Genomic DNA, 15,652 nt, shown 5'->3' on the forward strand with positions numbered 1-15,652 from the left:
TCGCCGGCGGTAACAAGATCCTGGGCGATGGACTGCATCCAGGAGAGCATGAGCTACAGCTGTAGTGGATCCCGTATGGTCTACACCGATTGAATCAATATAACCCTAAATATTCAGAGATAAAGGCGGGGACGGAATGAGTACTAATGATTTTGAATGGAGAATGACAAGGGGTTCAGAATCTGGTTATCTGGTCATTAATGAAATATCGGGTATATGGACGGTGGGTTGGTCTAGTGAAACCTCTAGGATCATAACAGACATGTGGTATCAAGGAGATAATAAAGATACTGCTTTTTCAGTATTTCGTGAGAAAGTAGCAGAAAGGTTAAAAGAAGGCTATAAAGCAAAATAAACAAAACCATGGACTGCATTAAGCAATATTAGGGAACATAAAAAGAAGCTAGCTGAATTCAGCTAGCTTCTTTTTTATGCGTATGTATTATTTCTTATCTGTCACGATAGATTTTTTCAAGAACGTTGATCATATCTTCAGGTCGTAGTGTACCAAGAAATTTTTTGATTTTATCATGATGCAGTGGAACAAAGTCAGAACATCTTGCGACAGAAGGAGAACTAAGACCAGCCTCTTTCCAATGGATGATACTTACATCCCCACCATCATTTTTCCGTTCCTCATGCGAGGTTACTTTAATGACAAGAGAATGATTATCCTTGGTTTCTAAGATTATAGCTGGTCTTAATTTCTCAATGTCCATATCATCAAAAGGATAAAGGACTGTATATAAATCTCCGCGATTATGGTACATAGATTGGGAATGCTACATTTAGCAAGTAGCTAATCCTTTTTGCTCCCCTCTACTCGATTTTTGAATTCGGATTCTAATCTCTTTAAGTTCTTTTCACCTTTGGCCCAGAGATCGTCAATTACAGAATCCACTTTTTCATTAGCAATACTAAGTCTTTCTTGAACAGTACTCATATCATTTTCCTCCTCATTGAAACACATTTCATTACCCCCAAGATAATAAACAATCTTGTTGACAGTGTGCTCCCATAAGCTAATAAAATATACACAGAACCATTTATTGTGAAAAAATTAAACAACGCTCTTACTAATTTAAGTATAACATACATTTTTGTTCAAATGCACTGGGTACTATCAGGTGACGAACAAGGAATCTACGAGCTGCTTCGCATCTGCCACAGTGGGAACCTCTACAGATCGTTTTGTACAAAAATCCACCCTATAGCCATTCCTCAAATGTAAATTCGCCGGCATAGGTACTCACATTCATGAATCGATTTCATTATCAGCTTAATGGAGAAAGATATGAAGACCAAAATAGAGAGCACAGCCGACAAAAGGATAGAAGTTTGCATATTTTAAATTGGAACACTCCACAACCTTGGATAGTGCTGTTAGCGCCATAAATATGAAAATGCCAGCAGAAAGTGAAATGGCTATACCTGAAATGGTCTCAATATTTTCAAGCCTGCCAATAAAACCAGCAGTAACCATCATCCCTAGTATCGTACAAAAACTCAAACTGACTAAATATATAATCAGCCTGAATGAATCACGAACCAGCGTACACAATATTAGCGAGAACATAATTATTTCTGTGAGTTTATGTAGAAGCATAGATGAAATTATCACAATCCCCGTATGTTCATCCACCAGAAATCCAGTAGCTATAATCATTCCATCTACAAAGCTATGGATGCATGCACCCATCATCATGAATTTGATAGACAACTTCGACTTCTGTTCCTCTTCATGTTTATGTCCATTATGATGAAAGAGAAGGGGAATTAAAATTCCCAGAACAATAAAAATAAGCCCAACATGTGAAAAATCAACTGCTAAGGGAATGAGTTCGATAACCGTAAAAGTTAGCAGAACACTCATATTTAACGCTACAATTTTAAAATGATTATGAATGATCCACTGACTCTTAAAATTCATCAGCACTCCTGAGAGAACAGAAATAGCTAATAGCCCAGCAGAAATAAGAACGTATGTCATTGGGAAATCACCTCTAATTTCCCATCGTCTAAACTGAAAGTATGAACCACTTCAATAAATTTGACTATCAACTCCTGCTTTAGATCATCCCGGTTCTGAAAACTGGTTTGATGCAATGATTTTTTTATTTTGGGTTCAAATCTATAGATAATTTCCATCATAGCTTGCTTGTCATTTTCTTGTGCTTGTGCGATCAATTCATATAAATGGACTTGGTTCATTTTCGACCTCCTGTTGAACTGTTTTTAATAGCTTCAATGAGTTTGCCCATTGTCTCACTCAGTACATCTATTTTCTTCTCAAATCGAATAAGCAAATAAAAAGTTACTCCTATCGGAAATCCAACATTCGCAATGATTTGTCCCCAGGACGGAACATCATCCATCTGTTTTCCCTTCCTTTCTATTTATCGATTCTCGTAATTTTTTTAAGGCAACCTTTTTCGTTTTAGAAATACTCTGCTGAGATACGCCTAACTTATTGGCAATTTCTTTATCCTTCATATTCTGTACGATGGAAAAGTTTAGTATTTCGCGTTCTCGCTCAGTGAGGTTGATAAACGCAGCATACAGAGAAGGATCGCTAATCTGGTTCTCTAACTCTTCAAAGAAATTATCTGAATATTCAACGCTGTTTTCGGCGGGATGATTCAAGTAATCGGATTCATCCAAGACCATTGAAAAGCGCTCATTGTGTTTCCTATTCTTTTTATCAAAATAAATTGAGTTATAGTGCAGCAGACTCGATATATAGCCAACAAATCTTTTTTCTAGGGTCATATCTTTATCCTCTTTATTTTCTGGATAATCATTCCTTAACAAGTGTAATCCCTCCTTTTTATATAAAGAGATGTAAGTGGAGAAAAAAACAACCTAAATAGAACAAATGTTCCCATTTTATTATACCATCTATTCGATTGACGATATAATCTAAAAAAAAAAGCAACTTGCTCTCGAAAGAACAAGTTGCTTTTTTAAAATTAGTTTAATAAACGAACAGGTACCCCGGTAATGTAGAAGCTGAAGTATATCGAAGATAGCTTCTATTAATTGTGAATACCCAAACCCCAGCTTGCCCTTGAGCAGAAATGACGCCACCCTGAGTTACATAATGATCAACTGCCCAACCAGGACCGTAATCAGGCTTCCCAGCTACAATCATGTACTCATGACAACCCGTGCACTCGTATTTAGAACCGCCAGCAAGTTCAGAAACATTATTCCCATTTTGGTCCACTACCCGGGGCGACAACCCCGAAGGTTTCATGTGGTGACCATTACCGTAGACCGGACATGGATTTTCAGCCATTGTAATCTCTCCTATACAATTTAGTTTCAAGAACGTCAACCGAAGTTGATCGTGCTTGTACTAAGTAAAGAGATCTCATGAGAAAAAAATACAACCAGTTACTTTAAAAAATTTTAGCCACCTTTAAATTTACGGAACTAAATTGGATGAAATAAGTAATATATGGTAAGGTTATCCTAAAAGGAGGAGGAATTAAGACAATGAAGAAAGTGAAATGGTTATTTTATTTGACTCTGCTATCTGTAGTCCTAATGACCGGATGCAGTCAAGCAGCACCCACAAATGACCCGAACGCAGCTTCAGGTAACTCGCCCACATCATCTGTCGCTCCAGATGAAGAAGCAGCAACAAGAGAACCGCAAGCAGCTACGCAGAACCCCTCATCTTCTGTTTCAGATGAACAAGCCGTAAATGAAGCCATTAAGGTTGCCGAAATATACAAGAATATAGAATACAATGTTACAGCTTCTGATGAATTGTTGTCTGAAGAGTCAATTCAAAAGCGAACTGAAGAAATGAAATCATTCTTTACAGAAGGTTTTTCCGAAAAAGCCGTGGATACGCGCTACACAATTATGGTATTACAAGTAGCAGAAGCACAACAGGCATCGGTAACATCAGAAAATCTAAAATTTACGGTTTCAAATCAGAAAAAAGATATGGTTGAATTGATCTATACAGCTGACCTTATCTTATTGGATCAGGAGAATAAGGAAAGTAATCGAGTACCGTTACAAGGGACTTTAACTTTATTTAATGAAAACGGAAAATGGCTCATACAAGGAGATAGATTTGACAAACCTGCATTTGCTAAACTTTCAAGCCCCTTAGAATAATTCGGTGTGACTTAATTGTGCCCTGTAGTTTGGATTGCATTTTCGTTAGGATAATGAAATAAAAAAGCAACTCTCGCCAGCTATTGGTTGGCAAGAGTTGCTTTTTTCCATTTCTAATGGACTTTTCAGGTGACAATCAAGAATTTAGCAGCTGACATAGAATTATTCTCGCATCCTGTAGAGGAACTATTTCCGGTTCTGGGAATTTCGATGTCGATACTTTGTAGTCAAGCAGGGGGAAACTTCATTTTCGGATATGCAACGCTGGCGATTATATTCTTGGAAATTCTCAATGACCGTAAAAGCATGCTTTTGTGAACACTATAAAAACGTCTATTATTGTGTTCCAAAATGTGGTATAATAACTTTAGGAATATTCCAAAATATACATACACATTTTGAAACGAACTAAGGAGTTTTCTGGAATGAAAATAGCATATGGTCGGGTATCAGCCAAAGATCAAAATCCGGAACGTCAACTTGTGAAGTTTCGGCAGTTGGGCATCGAGGAACGGTTTATTTTTGTGGAAAAGCAAAGCGGTAAGGATTTTGAGCGACCACGCTATCAAGCTATGCGCCTGATGATCCGTGAGGGGGATTTGGTGTACTTAGATGCGTTAGATAGGTTAGGTCGTGATTATGACGGGATAATTTCCGAATGGAAATATATTACGCGGGAGGTCGGCGCGGACATTGTTTGCCTGGACAATGAGATTTTGTTCGATAGCCGAAAATTTAAGAAAATGGGAGATTTGGGGAAACTACTGGAAGATCAGTTTCTAAGCATGCTTGCTTACGTGGCTGAACAAGAGCGTAAGAAAAATCGACAAAGGCAAGCGGAGGGTATCGACGTTGCGCGAGAAGCCGGCGTAACCTTCGGAAGACCAAAGAAGGAAATCAATTCTAAATTTTTGGATGTGTACAATCAATGGAAGGAAGGGAGTATAACAGCTACTGCAGCTATGAAAATGGTAGGTATGGGAAGAACTACTTTCTATAGGCGTGTTAAGGAATACGAAGAGTCAAATATATAATTTAGTTCTTAAGGATGTTGAACACTCAACTTTATTATGGGTCAAGGGATTGTTAACCGCTGGATGATGGCTAGAGGGATAAGGAGTTGAAATAAATGAATACATGCAACAAATGTGGCAACCTATTCGACCATTACGAAGCATTCTATACGGATATCTGTGATCCGTGTGCTGAAAAGTCGGAAGGAAAGTCACTCGCCGAACTGGAGAAAGAAGACGCTAGATTCGATGATGTAGTGATTGAAGCTTAATGCATATTACGAGTTTACTAGTTAGAGGACACATATAGCGAAGAAACTAAATAAAAAGGGGCGTGCATGGAAATGGATGAAATTAAAACGATAATCATGGAGTATGAAAATAATTTGCTTGTGCGAGTTGAATCATCTGTAATGTTAGGTGACAAAGAGTATAAAACACTATCATTTGAGATTTGGACAGACCGTGAAAAGTATAAAGATAATATTTATGAAGAATGGAAACAGGGTGAACAATATTTATATTGCACAAATCACGCTACGATAGATGAAAAAGATATGATCCGAACTTTTAAGCGGCGTTTTATGAACTGAATTTTATTACGCCGTACGAAGTTGACGCATACGGCGATGGAGGGAATAAGGTGGGTTGAGCTGCATATAACGGTTCAACATGTTCAGTAACTGGCGATTCGTGCATGTTCTTTTTCCCAGACAGTAAGAACTGTGCTGAGATATATAACGAAGGTCCAGATGCAAATGTTGATAGATGCGAGGAATGTAGGTTCTTCTATATGAAAGATGAAAAACGTTGTTGTACATCTAAGCCTTTTTATCATGAACCAAGAACAGAATTTTTAGAAGAAGACTTAGTCAGTTGTGGTGGATTTGAGAAGGCATGATGCACAGTTCGAAGACACTGAATGTTTGACGCATATAGCGAAGTATAGAAAATGAACAAGGAGCGTGCATAAATGATTACCAAGTCCGTTGATCTAACACTACATGAATCCGTTTGGAAGGCATTAGAACATGATATTGAAGCATCCGGTGGAAACGTTAATATCGCAGAACTGTTACGTGCAGTAGTGACTGAATCCTATTGGAGCAAGATGGAGCTAATGGGACTGGAATTGCCACTTTACAAAGGTCCAAAATGAATATCGAATATTCATAATGAGACTCACTTTTACCAGAAAACAAAGGATGTTGCTCTCCTGCAGGAAATATTTAACCATTCAGCTCCATCCATCATGATGAGATACATAGGGATAAATCAGGACATAATTGATCAGGCGATTAGCGAAATTCACCTTTGAGGGAGGGTTTATTGATGTTCTTTGTTAATGAGGCCCATAGAAAGAACTATGAATCTCTATTAAATTTCTACGCAAGCAGCCTACCCAGTATTGAATATGAAGTAGCTTGTTATATCTTGGCGTTACCCGAAGTTTTAAAGAGAATACCTGAAGATCATAGCATAAAACTTCCTTTTGATTGGGTACATCATTGGGAAGATGAGAATGATGAAAGTACTAAAAGATTATCCGATGCTATTTTTTACATGGATGATCCATACAAACATTTGGTATTTGCGGGGATGCACATGTATAACGGTGAAATATTTAGGCTTAATAGTGGTCTGAGTACATGGAACGACACTCATTTTCAAGTTTTTATACAGGCATGTAAGATTAGAGGAAAGCTCTAAAGCATGAACACCGTATCGCATATAGCGAAGGAGAATAAATATGAAACTTGAGTTTAAAGGCAAGAATCATCGCGGTCGGGAAATATGGATTGATACGGATTATTATGATGAATCTAAGCCGTATACGGGGTTTGAGTTGGAAGAATGGCAAATCCCAAGATACCAAGAAATGATGAATGCAGCTGTAAAGTGCATGGGTCGTAAGCTTACAAGAGAAGAGGCTCGTACATTGGATTGGCTGTCAGGTATGGAACCTGAAACCTGCCAACATATAACGAGATTCATCAGAGAGGCATACGAAAATCCTAAAAAAGCTGAAACGAAATAGTGAACAGTACGAAGACACTGAATGTTTGACACATATAGCGAAGTATAAAAGTGAATAAGGGAAGTGTATCAAATGAGTGTTGGTTCTTATGAATATTGGTTGAAAATTTGGAAAGAACAGCAAGGTTCTTTGAGTAATGGTGAAATGCTGGCAGCTGCCGTTGATTTCTGCCTTACAACCTATGGTTTAAAGGGTCCGGAAAGACTTAAATGGATCCGGTCGGCTCATAAGGTATATGAAGAACAAGGAAAAGCTTAATTCCAGCGAAAACACTTGCCAGCCTGAGTTCATTAGCAACTTTTTTATTTTCTTTTGCCTAGCCTGGTAGATCTCTTTCAAAAGGGTACACAATCAATTAATGTGACATAGTGGGGGCATTTTTTGTGGAGGATCTAGTTTTTCTATTCTTATAGAGCAGCTATCGTAGCGTTTAATATATATGGAGCTTAGTACGAAATATATAGCAAAGGGGATTATATCTATGGGTTATAAAGCAGCAGAACTTGCAAGTGAATGGTGTCATGCTAATCCTGGGTGGCAGAGAATTTGCGATATAGGAAATGGAGCTGAACATTTATATTTGCAATGGGAAGAACTATCTGCAAAGGCTAGACGGGAATGGGGCAGTGATTTCGATGAGCATGGAGCAAAGGAAGCCTGGGAAGAATTCGGTAAGAAAATATGTAAAGTACATAATGGCTTTATTGCTGAAGATGGTCAGTTTTACACAACGAATGATTTTTTAGGCTTATCCTTAAATGGAATGATGGTTTTTAAAACGGATGTTGCACAAACCGATGAGGCCGAACAATATGATGCATATACCAAAGGAGCGAAAACGAATGGATCATGCAATTGATAGTCTAAGCGCCTTTTATGAGATTGCTTTGAAACGCCTTTATGATGAGTGGGCAACAGGTAAATATATAAAATTATCAGATTGCCCTTTGTATAAAGAATGCAATACGTACCGCAAGGCGATTAAGGTAATGAGAGATTCATATAACGGTGAAACGTCGAGGGGTTCTGTCAAGGAAGACTTGGAATCTGAGATGTGGGTAACTAAAGGTATCGAAGTTAAATGGTGATACGCAGTACGACACCGAACTATAGAATGAATAAAGGAGTGTAATATTGAATCGGGAGAGTGTATCAGAATGGATACATGGTTAAACATTGTTTTTGGCGTGGGGTTTGCGTTGGGAGTAACTGAAATATTCTTTTTAATTAGAGCAAGGAGACAGGTTGCTCCTAAGATTAATGTTCCCAAGAAAAAATATATTTGGGATGGTAAAAAGTTCAATGAAATAAAATAAATATAGCAATAATGCCGCTGCTTAATGCTTGCGGTTTTTTTGTTGTGATGGAAATAATTTATGCAAATCTATCAGGCTATTTAAGCAGATTTCATGTGAATCTGCGTAACTTCAGGTAACTCAGTGTGATCCTGGGCGCTGGACTGCATCCAGGAGAGCGTGAGTAGCAGCTGCAGGGGATCCAGCGATTAGCTGCAGCATTTAGCCAGGGCAATGCACAGATCCGGAACCTGCAGATAGTTAGGTGAGCAGCTGAAGACTCCGGATCGATGCCGGCAGTAACAAGGTCCTGGGCTAGCAGCATCCAGGAGAGCGTGAGCTGCAGAGGATCCAGCGGTGAGCGGTGGCACTTAGCCAGGGCAATGCACAGATCTGGAACCTGCAGACAGTTAGGTGAGCAGCTGAAGACTCCGGATCGATGCCAGCAGTAACAAGGTCCTGGGCTAGCAGCATCCAGGAGAGCGTGAGCTGCAGCTGCAGGGGATCCAGCGGTAAGCTGTGGCACTTAGCCAGGAACAATGCACAGATCCGGAACCTGCAGATAGTTAGGTAAGCAGCTGAAGACTCCGGAACCTGTTACTTGTAAATCTTACAAATTATAATTTTTTTCCGAGATATATGTGAAAAATGATAGTTCAAAATGGTGCAAATGACCTATATAATTGTTTTGTTAATCATAAAAATAGAGAGAAGTGATTTATCAGTTGAGCACAATGATTTATTTATTATTAGGAGTATTTGATGCATCTGCAGTAATTATTTTAGCCCTTAAACTTTACAGACTTCCATTTCGAGAATACATAAAAGACATAGCGTTAATGTCTTTAGGAGTATCGTTGTTCTCTTATTTAATGAGAATAGTCATAGGTATACCAACATTAGATCTACCTATACAAGTGATATTCTTCATTCTATTTTTTAGATATCGTCTAAAAATAAAGCTGTTTTATAGTTCATTAATAACCAGTGCCAGTCTAAATGCATATATTATAGTTCAACTCTTTATATTATATGGATTTATTTTCGCAGGAACTTTAGAGTATAATGTAGTCTTTCAAACCCGTGATCTCCAGATACAGTTAATTCAAATACTATCTATTATCGTCTCATATTTGGCGGCGTTTTTATTTCATTTATTTGGATGGGGATTTTCTTTTATTATTAGACCTCCGCATCAGTTCAGCATTAAAGAGGATTATTTTAGTGGGGAAAACAAGGCTCTATTATTAACCACTTTATCAACTCTAGTAGGCGTATCATTAGCTTTGGTTATAACTTTTAACTTCTATGCTTTTTTTCTTATTCCATCATTTCTGATAGTCTATAGCATATCTTATTACTTTTCACAGAAAAGAGATCAGCAAGGATGATTGAAAGATTGGCACTTTTAATAGCTTCTAAGATAAAACAATTTGAATCTGTGACTGTTAGTATTGATATTATGGCTTATGAAATAGGTCGTAAATTGAATAATTACATAATTATTTTATTGACTCTCTTATTGAGTTACATAAATGGTACTTTAATTTTTTCGACAGTAGCAATGATTTCATTTGTTTGTATAAGAAAGTACTCAGGTGGACTTCACATGAAAAGCTATTTGTCTTGTATTATAAGCTCTGTAGCTATTTTTATTTTTGTGCCTATGGTTAGGCTGAGTGCGTTTGGTACTGATTTCTTATTAAGTATTTCATTAATAATATATTTATTTTATGCACCTAATGTATTTACTGGTAACATCCATCCTGAGGGATGGATGAGGAAAGCAAAAATAATATCTATAGCGTTAGTTATAATAGCTTTCTATATTCAATTATCTGCAGTTTCATTGGTTTTTTTCTTACAAGCAATATTAATCCTGCCGTGGAAAGGAGGTGCTAGAAAATTATGGGGGAAATGTTGATGAAAAAGATATCTGTAATGTTGGAAAAAAGTGCAATTAAAAATGGACCTAAAGAAAAAACTTTTTTGGGAAATCAACCGATGCCTGAAGATCTAAAGAAATTATTAATTGGGATTTCTGATAAAAAGTAGAATGAGTCAAAATGGATAATGAATTAATATTAGGTATAGGAATTGCTAATGAAAAAGAAACGGGTAACGTAGTTTTTGTAGAGAGAAAGAGTGTAAATTATATTGATATATGGTCGCCTAAAAAAAATTATCATGTTCCTAGATTCCATAGTGGCTCTGAAATGTATGGGGTATTAACCACATTGGAAGCATGTAAAGTAGCTTTTCCGAAATATCTGCAAGCAGATACAGGTAAGTTGGTTAATATGGATTCTGTGATAGATGTGACTGAGAGTAGATTTGCACTCACTCTCCATTTTGTGGACGGTTCGACTACTAATATGGCAAAATACAAGAGAAATCTTGTGAAAAATTTAAAGGATTGTTCGAAAAACAATAGTAGATTATTGCAAGCGAAAGATGAATTCTTGATAGGCACAAAAGTTGAGAAGGGGAAAGAAACAGGGGAAGTTACATATTTCGACAAAAAACACATTAAATTTATCGATGTGTGGGAACCTAAAAAAAACTATCATGTTCCCCTGTTTCACACAATGTTCGGAAATTTCAGCGAGATGTTAACTCTAGAGGCATGCAGAGCTGTCTTTAATGATTACTTAATGTTAGATACTGGTAAGTTAGTTAATCTGAACTTTGTGGATTATGTAGAAGAAAATAAATTCGCTTTGATCTTGCACTTCCTAGATGGGTCAACTACTGACATGGCAAAATACAAAAAAGATATTGTATATCACTTGATCAAAAAGCCTCACTAAATGCTGTGGCTTTTTTTGTTTGGAAAAATCATGAATTTTACCACAAGTCGAGCTTAGATTACAAGATAAATCGATACTAGTATTGATTTGCAAAATAGGCGTTCATTATTCGACATATTACACAAAGTTTCTATGCTAAATTAACTAGGTACAAGTGATCATGTGAAGGGGAAATGCAATAGTGGAAATAATACAGCAAGTCATAGAAATGAGAACTGCGAAAATATTTGATGGCATCCTGGAGAACGAAGGTGGATATCGATATAAGGAATTTATGGATAGTATACAATCGTTAACATCAGTTCCTTCAGAAATCATACTTAACTTAGAAGATATATTTTTGAGTCATACCAGGGAAGTGATAGATATATGTTATGAGTTAGGACTCAAAGAAGGAGTGCAGTTAAGTAAAAATAGAAAAGGTCTAGAAATAGATCTTTTTAAAACGAATAATAAATCCGGAAGTGAAAGGAAAAATCTAGCATAAATCAAACGAAATTTTTACAGCCTGGTTGCTTAAGCAGCTAGGTTATTTTGTTAAATAACTTGCGTGTAACCGATTAATGATCTTTGGATCAATGCGCCATCGATTGGTTCGTTTGAACTATTACATTTACAGTAACTAAGGAGGAAGTAAACATGTCAAACAGTAAACTTTATCGCTTTTTAGTGGAGTATATCACTGAAAATTATGAAACAACGCCTGGTCAAGTCGAGGCTACAGCAAGAGGCATTGAGCATTACTTAACGGATATAGTAATCCCTGAAACCCTATCAGGCAATAAGGAGTAGTGTGACACCAATGAAACCCACTAATACTCAGCCATTCAAGGCACAGGGAGCTAACTGAACAACAATTAGAGATAAAATTTGTAGATCATACTTCTATCATACTTTTTGAGTACGTTGAAATATAAAAACTGTGTTAAGCTATTAGAGATGGATAGAGGGGTCACCTAGCAAATTAGGTGACCCTTTTTGTATTTATTTTATTTAGGAGGTGCTCTGAAATTGAATGTTTTGTTGTATGGTTTAAACCCTACTAGATTAAACTCTCCGAGTCTAAAAATTCGCAAATGTGAATCTTTGGACGAGTTAAAGGAACTGACAGTAGTATTAAGCCCTGATTATTTACTAGTTGAAGAGTCTATGGCAAGCGAAGCAGTCTCTTTAATTTCAGCTGAAGATGCTTTTTGTCCAATAATTGTGGTTTGTACAGAAGATTCCGCACATAAAACGAGATATTGGAGTTCTCAAGGTGCAACGTCTGTATGGACTATGCTGGATTGGCAGGATAAATTATCTGAGCTTCAGGTTTCGCCAATTATGGGCATTGCGAAAGAAGAAGTGTTAATTCCTATTCCTAACAATCGATTTGTAATGAATGATGTCAGTGAGGAGACAATTGTTATTGCTGTGGGAGGAATCTATGAAGGTGCTGGATCAACACATACTGCTTTGCTTGTAGCAAATTTTCTAGCGAAGAATTTTAAAACAAAGGTGGCTTTGTGGGAAGGAGGAACAAGACCATGTTTTAGGTATTTAGAATATATTCAACGGGGTGAGGTGAATAATAAATCGCGTTTCGAAATTAATGATGTAACCTATTTCTCAGGGATACCCTCAGAATTAGCGGAGGCTGCTACTGAAAACTTTCGTTTTTTTGTTATGGATTTAGGTAGCCTAAATTCAGATGCCACATTCAAACTATTTAATCAAGCAAAGGTTCCAATTCTTTGTGCCTCTGGTGCCGAATGGCGAATGGTTGAACTGCTGCAATTTTGTCAAAGGCATTCAACCACACGCCAAGATCGATGGAAAATTGTATTGCCTCTTGCAAGTGAAAGTAGTAGAGAAGAGACGGCTGATTGTTTGAAAGATCGGCTGGTGTTCTCAATTCCACCGCATTCTGATGTATATAAAACACAACTAGATAGTGATCAGGTGTTAGAGGGTATATTGGGTTCGGTTATATCCGGAAAAAAATACAAGAAGAAGTTCGGCTTTTTTAATATGTGATTTAAGGAGGGAGGATATGTTAAAGAAGGTTCTTTTTCAACCAATTAGAGATATTATCATAGATCGAAATATAGGTTTTGAATCTACAGTGTGTGGTGTTTCTGGAGAAACAGCATCTGAAATATTTGATTATTATGCTGGTAATAGAGTGGAGTTTGATAAATGGGCAATCTGTGAGTCTATCAATAAAGGAATTCCATTATTGAAGCCAGATCAGAAATTATTTATTAATATTCGTTCTGAAACTTTTGAACATGGTGGGATTATATTAGCTGACATAGATCCCAATAAAGTAATTATTGAGGTATCTGAGGTAACGGAAATCACTAATCCGGTACGCGATTCATTAATGGATCTTGCTAATCGTGGATTTAGATTTGCTATAGATGATTTCGGGGTTGGTTTTTCAAATATTAATCGACTAATTTTAGATTGGTTCAAGCCCACATGGTTAAAATTGGATCTAACATTAATCGAACAAGTGGATACAAATCCCCGAATAGAAATTATTGTTAAATACATTCTTGATATGTGTTCTGAATTGGGTATTGAGCTTGTGGCAGAAGGAGTTGAAACAAAAAATCAATTATTGAAACTAATGAAAATTGGCGTGCGGTTTGCACAAGGATACTATTTAGGGAGACCGGATGATCCAAAGATAATAATTGATAGTCAAAGCGATCTCCAAATATCGGGAGATCGTTTTTTTCGTCTCTAATAAACATGGGGGGAGGTGATAAATATGAATAAAAAAGGGCATGTTGCTCTCGCTGCGATAGCAGGATCATTAAGCTTCTATACAGCGTTGCATAGCAAACTCTGGAACCCATCACACGAATATATTGGACCTCTTCTTATACTAAGTGTTGGTGCTGCAATTACAGGAGGACTTGCACCAGATTTAGATCACAAAACAAGTACCGCAAGTCAACATATTCAATTTTCTGTACAAAAAAGGCGGTTCTTTAGACTTGTTTCAGTATTAATGCTTGTTGTTGGGGTAATCCTTCTGGCGTTGAAATTATATGAAGGGGACTGGCGTTTAAGCGTTCTACCAGCTGCTAAAAATGCGCTGATATGTCTTGTGGGAAGTTTGATATTTTTTATGTTGGCCAATATGAGAAATATTGTTTTAAGTGGAGTCGGTATAACTCTGTTAGCTATGTATAGTTTGTATGGTTTGCATTGGATAACTGCCTTTGCTGGATTGGGATTTCTGATGTTACCTGTAGTCAAACATAGAGGGATAATTCATACACCAGAGTATGCAATTGTGATGAGTCTAGGTATTATTTCATTTTCATTCCAACAATCTGACACCGTTCAAATTTTGGCAATCGGTTTTTTAACCGGTTGGTGGGCGCATTTAGTTGGAGATTGTTTTGGCAGTGACGGTATTCACTCGTTAATAATTCCAAAGCTTAAAATTGGTCTACATCTCTTTTCAAATGGCGGGACAGTTGAACGCTGGATATCTCGTATTTGCTGGTGCTCTAGTCTAATTGTATGGGTGATCATACTTACAAATCAGGCATTACCTAACGTAACCTTTTTTAAGACACTCAATTTTTTACAATAAAGGAGGAGATAAAATTGAAAACATACAAAAATTGGACAGGTAATTTAAGAGAATATTTAAATGTAAATGATTTAGTGGATGAGGAGATGGTAAATCATTTCACCAATGTATCTCCATCTATATTAACAGGGGATCTAATCCAAATTGGTGAGCCTCAAGGCATTGTTGAGGGACATTATCTTTATCTAACTCTAATAAAAACTCCAGATGGTTGGAGATATGCGGGGTGCTGCCACTATGGACAAGCTAAGAATATATCATAAGGTACCAAGAATATTTATTTAAAATGAATAATGGGGAGGTTTTTTTTATGAAAAGAAGTAAAGCTTTTTCAATACTTCTCTTTTTAATTGTGTTTCTTTTACCGGTTGTAGCATATGCGGATGATGAAAACCCAGTAACAAAAATGAAAAGTATGTTGAAATTCAACTGGAAAGTATTAGATGGTTTGGGTTTTCTATTCTATATCATCATGATTCCCCTTACTCTTGCTATAATTGCATTGCTAGTATGGTGTATTGTTGATGTTGTTAAGTATTTAATTAAAGTAAGAAGAGCTAAAGCAAGCTTGGGTGACAAGAAGTTTTGGATAGAACTTGCGATTACACTTCTAATAGTGTTCTTGTTCACTTCAGGCGCTTTCTTGAATGTATTAGAAAACGTATACGATTGGACAAGCAAACAGGATATAGGTACAAACGAGATAAGTACTCCAGCTAAATAATTTTAAAAAAGGCAGATTCCCGAGAGGGGATCTGCCTTTT

At 36.9% G+C, this 15,652-nt stretch carries 30 protein-coding genes and 1 pseudogene; 24 read left to right on the forward strand and 7 right to left on the reverse strand.

Going from position 1 to position 15,652, the window contains the following annotated elements; all coding sequences use genetic code 11:
- The first annotated feature begins 136 nt into the window (after nt 1-136).
- Nucleotides 137-355, forward strand: a complete 219-nt coding sequence (locus tag NYE58_RS37040) for a hypothetical protein (protein WP_076138907.1) — start codon at nt 137-139, stop codon at nt 353-355.
- A 94-nt stretch (nt 356-449) separates the two neighbouring features.
- Here NYE58_RS37040 and NYE58_RS37045 read toward each other — a convergent pair whose 3' ends face one another.
- The 7 genes from NYE58_RS37045 to NYE58_RS37075 all read right to left on the reverse strand — a co-directional run bounded on the left by NYE58_RS37045 (nt 450) and on the right by NYE58_RS37075 (nt 3,298).
- The gene (locus NYE58_RS37045; protein WP_076138906.1) at nt 450-770 is read right to left on the reverse strand and encodes a type II toxin-antitoxin system PemK/MazF family toxin; all 321 of its coding nucleotides are present in this window, start codon (nt 768-770) and stop codon (nt 450-452) included.
- A 29-nt stretch (nt 771-799) separates the two neighbouring features.
- Nucleotides 800-943, reverse strand: a complete 144-nt coding sequence (locus NYE58_RS37050; RefSeq protein ID WP_179088975.1) for a hypothetical protein — start codon at nt 941-943, stop codon at nt 800-802.
- A 336-nt stretch (nt 944-1,279) separates the two neighbouring features.
- Nucleotides 1,280-1,990 (reverse strand): ZIP family metal transporter, encoded by a 711-nt coding sequence (locus NYE58_RS37055; protein ID WP_076138905.1) that lies wholly within the window; start codon nt 1,988-1,990, stop codon nt 1,280-1,282.
- The gene (locus NYE58_RS37060; RefSeq protein WP_076138904.1) at nt 1,987-2,211 is read right to left on the reverse strand and encodes a helix-turn-helix domain-containing protein; all 225 of its coding nucleotides are present in this window, start codon (nt 2,209-2,211) and stop codon (nt 1,987-1,989) included. The genes NYE58_RS37055 and NYE58_RS37060 overlap by 4 nt, the downstream gene beginning before the upstream one ends.
- A complete protein-coding gene (locus NYE58_RS37065; protein WP_076099531.1) occupies nt 2,208-2,375 on the reverse strand; it encodes a YvrJ family protein in 168 nt (55 codons plus the stop codon). Before NYE58_RS37065 ends, NYE58_RS37060 begins: the two co-directional genes overlap by 4 nt.
- A complete protein-coding gene (locus NYE58_RS37070) occupies nt 2,368-2,811 on the reverse strand; it encodes a sigma-70 family RNA polymerase sigma factor (protein ID WP_036681494.1) in 444 nt (147 codons plus the stop codon). The genes NYE58_RS37065 and NYE58_RS37070 overlap by 8 nt, the downstream gene beginning before the upstream one ends.
- A gap of 163 nt (nt 2,812-2,974) precedes the next feature.
- Nucleotides 2,975-3,298, reverse strand: coding sequence for a hypothetical protein (locus tag NYE58_RS37075; RefSeq protein WP_036681493.1), 324 nt, complete (start codon nt 3,296-3,298; stop codon nt 2,975-2,977).
- A 200-nt stretch (nt 3,299-3,498) separates the two neighbouring features.
- Here NYE58_RS37075 and NYE58_RS37080 point away from each other — a divergent pair, with 200 nt between their 5' ends.
- The 23 genes and pseudogenes from NYE58_RS37080 (at nt 3,499) to NYE58_RS37190 (ending at nt 15,612) form a co-directional block, all read left to right on the forward strand.
- Nucleotides 3,499-4,134: a hypothetical protein gene (locus NYE58_RS37080; protein ID WP_036681491.1), complete on the forward strand. Its 636-nt coding sequence runs from the start codon at nt 3,499-3,501 to the stop codon at nt 4,132-4,134.
- A gap of 425 nt (nt 4,135-4,559) precedes the next feature.
- On the forward strand, nt 4,560-5,168 hold the full coding sequence (locus tag NYE58_RS37085; protein WP_076138903.1) for a recombinase family protein: 609 nt from the start codon (nt 4,560-4,562) through the stop codon (nt 5,166-5,168).
- Nucleotides 5,169-5,263: 95 nt separating this feature from the next.
- A complete protein-coding gene (locus NYE58_RS37090; RefSeq protein ID WP_178944262.1) occupies nt 5,264-5,419 on the forward strand; it encodes a hypothetical protein in 156 nt (51 codons plus the stop codon).
- A gap of 72 nt (nt 5,420-5,491) precedes the next feature.
- Nucleotides 5,492-5,740: a hypothetical protein gene (locus tag NYE58_RS37095; RefSeq protein WP_143761308.1), complete on the forward strand. Its 249-nt coding sequence runs from the start codon at nt 5,492-5,494 to the stop codon at nt 5,738-5,740.
- Nucleotides 5,741-6,120: 380 nt separating this feature from the next.
- On the forward strand, nt 6,121-6,306 hold the full coding sequence (locus NYE58_RS37100; protein WP_076138901.1) for a hypothetical protein: 186 nt from the start codon (nt 6,121-6,123) through the stop codon (nt 6,304-6,306).
- A 24-nt stretch (nt 6,307-6,330) separates the two neighbouring features.
- Nucleotides 6,331-6,465: pseudogene (locus NYE58_RS37105) on the forward strand (site-specific integrase); the annotation flags it as partial.
- 14 nt (nt 6,466-6,479) lie between these two features.
- Nucleotides 6,480-6,857 (forward strand): DUF2538 family protein, encoded by a 378-nt coding sequence (locus NYE58_RS37110; RefSeq protein WP_076138900.1) that lies wholly within the window; start codon nt 6,480-6,482, stop codon nt 6,855-6,857.
- A gap of 40 nt (nt 6,858-6,897) precedes the next feature.
- Nucleotides 6,898-7,185, forward strand: a complete 288-nt coding sequence (locus tag NYE58_RS37115; RefSeq protein WP_076138899.1) for a hypothetical protein — start codon at nt 6,898-6,900, stop codon at nt 7,183-7,185.
- A gap of 72 nt (nt 7,186-7,257) precedes the next feature.
- A complete protein-coding gene (locus NYE58_RS37120) occupies nt 7,258-7,443 on the forward strand; it encodes a hypothetical protein (RefSeq protein ID WP_076138898.1) in 186 nt (61 codons plus the stop codon).
- 223 nt (nt 7,444-7,666) lie between these two features.
- Nucleotides 7,667-8,044 carry a hypothetical protein gene (locus tag NYE58_RS37125; protein WP_076138897.1) on the forward strand — a complete coding sequence of 126 codons (378 nt, stop codon included), beginning with the start codon at nt 7,667-7,669 and terminating at the stop codon, nt 8,042-8,044.
- Entirely contained in the window at nt 8,028-8,273 is a 246-nt protein-coding gene (locus tag NYE58_RS37130) for a hypothetical protein (RefSeq protein WP_076138896.1), read from the forward strand. Before NYE58_RS37125 ends, NYE58_RS37130 begins: the two co-directional genes overlap by 17 nt.
- Before the next feature lie 69 nt (nt 8,274-8,342).
- Nucleotides 8,343-8,501: a hypothetical protein gene (locus NYE58_RS37135; RefSeq protein WP_179088974.1), complete on the forward strand. Its 159-nt coding sequence runs from the start codon at nt 8,343-8,345 to the stop codon at nt 8,499-8,501.
- Between the two features lie 713 nt (nt 8,502-9,214).
- On the forward strand, nt 9,215-9,871 hold the full coding sequence (locus NYE58_RS37140; protein ID WP_076138909.1) for a hypothetical protein: 657 nt from the start codon (nt 9,215-9,217) through the stop codon (nt 9,869-9,871).
- Nucleotides 9,868-10,404: an accessory gene regulator B family protein gene (locus NYE58_RS37145; RefSeq protein ID WP_076138895.1), complete on the forward strand. Its 537-nt coding sequence runs from the start codon at nt 9,868-9,870 to the stop codon at nt 10,402-10,404. The genes NYE58_RS37140 and NYE58_RS37145 overlap by 4 nt, the downstream gene beginning before the upstream one ends.
- Nucleotides 10,404-10,535: a hypothetical protein gene (locus NYE58_RS37150; protein ID WP_341004424.1), complete on the forward strand. Its 132-nt coding sequence runs from the start codon at nt 10,404-10,406 to the stop codon at nt 10,533-10,535. The genes NYE58_RS37145 and NYE58_RS37150 overlap by 1 nt, the downstream gene beginning before the upstream one ends.
- A gap of 11 nt (nt 10,536-10,546) precedes the next feature.
- Complete coding sequence (locus NYE58_RS37155; protein ID WP_081386682.1) at nt 10,547-11,290, forward strand: hypothetical protein; 744 nt, start codon at nt 10,547-10,549, stop codon at nt 11,288-11,290.
- Between the two features lie 181 nt (nt 11,291-11,471).
- Nucleotides 11,472-11,777 carry a hypothetical protein gene (locus NYE58_RS37160; protein ID WP_076138894.1) on the forward strand — a complete coding sequence of 102 codons (306 nt, stop codon included), beginning with the start codon at nt 11,472-11,474 and terminating at the stop codon, nt 11,775-11,777.
- Nucleotides 11,778-11,929: 152 nt separating this feature from the next.
- A complete protein-coding gene (locus NYE58_RS37165) occupies nt 11,930-12,082 on the forward strand; it encodes a hypothetical protein (protein ID WP_178944259.1) in 153 nt (50 codons plus the stop codon).
- Nucleotides 12,083-12,301: 219 nt separating this feature from the next.
- Nucleotides 12,302-13,309, forward strand: a complete 1,008-nt coding sequence (locus NYE58_RS37170; protein WP_076138893.1) for a hypothetical protein — start codon at nt 12,302-12,304, stop codon at nt 13,307-13,309.
- A gap of 16 nt (nt 13,310-13,325) precedes the next feature.
- Nucleotides 13,326-14,027 (forward strand): EAL domain-containing protein, encoded by a 702-nt coding sequence (locus tag NYE58_RS37175; RefSeq protein WP_076138892.1) that lies wholly within the window; start codon nt 13,326-13,328, stop codon nt 14,025-14,027.
- A 24-nt stretch (nt 14,028-14,051) separates the two neighbouring features.
- Nucleotides 14,052-14,888, forward strand: a complete 837-nt coding sequence (locus NYE58_RS37180; protein WP_076138891.1) for a metal-dependent hydrolase — start codon at nt 14,052-14,054, stop codon at nt 14,886-14,888.
- Nucleotides 14,889-14,902: 14 nt separating this feature from the next.
- On the forward strand, nt 14,903-15,151 hold the full coding sequence (locus tag NYE58_RS37185) for a hypothetical protein (RefSeq protein WP_081386681.1): 249 nt from the start codon (nt 14,903-14,905) through the stop codon (nt 15,149-15,151).
- A 47-nt stretch (nt 15,152-15,198) separates the two neighbouring features.
- Nucleotides 15,199-15,612: a hypothetical protein gene (locus NYE58_RS37190; protein ID WP_076138889.1), complete on the forward strand. Its 414-nt coding sequence runs from the start codon at nt 15,199-15,201 to the stop codon at nt 15,610-15,612.
- The last annotated feature ends 40 nt before the right edge of the window (nt 15,613-15,652 follow it).

It is taken from the genome of Paenibacillus sp. FSL L8-0708 (genome assembly GCF_038009325.1).
Lineage (GTDB): Bacteria > Bacillota > Bacilli > Paenibacillales > Paenibacillaceae > Paenibacillus_AQ > Paenibacillus_AQ odorifer.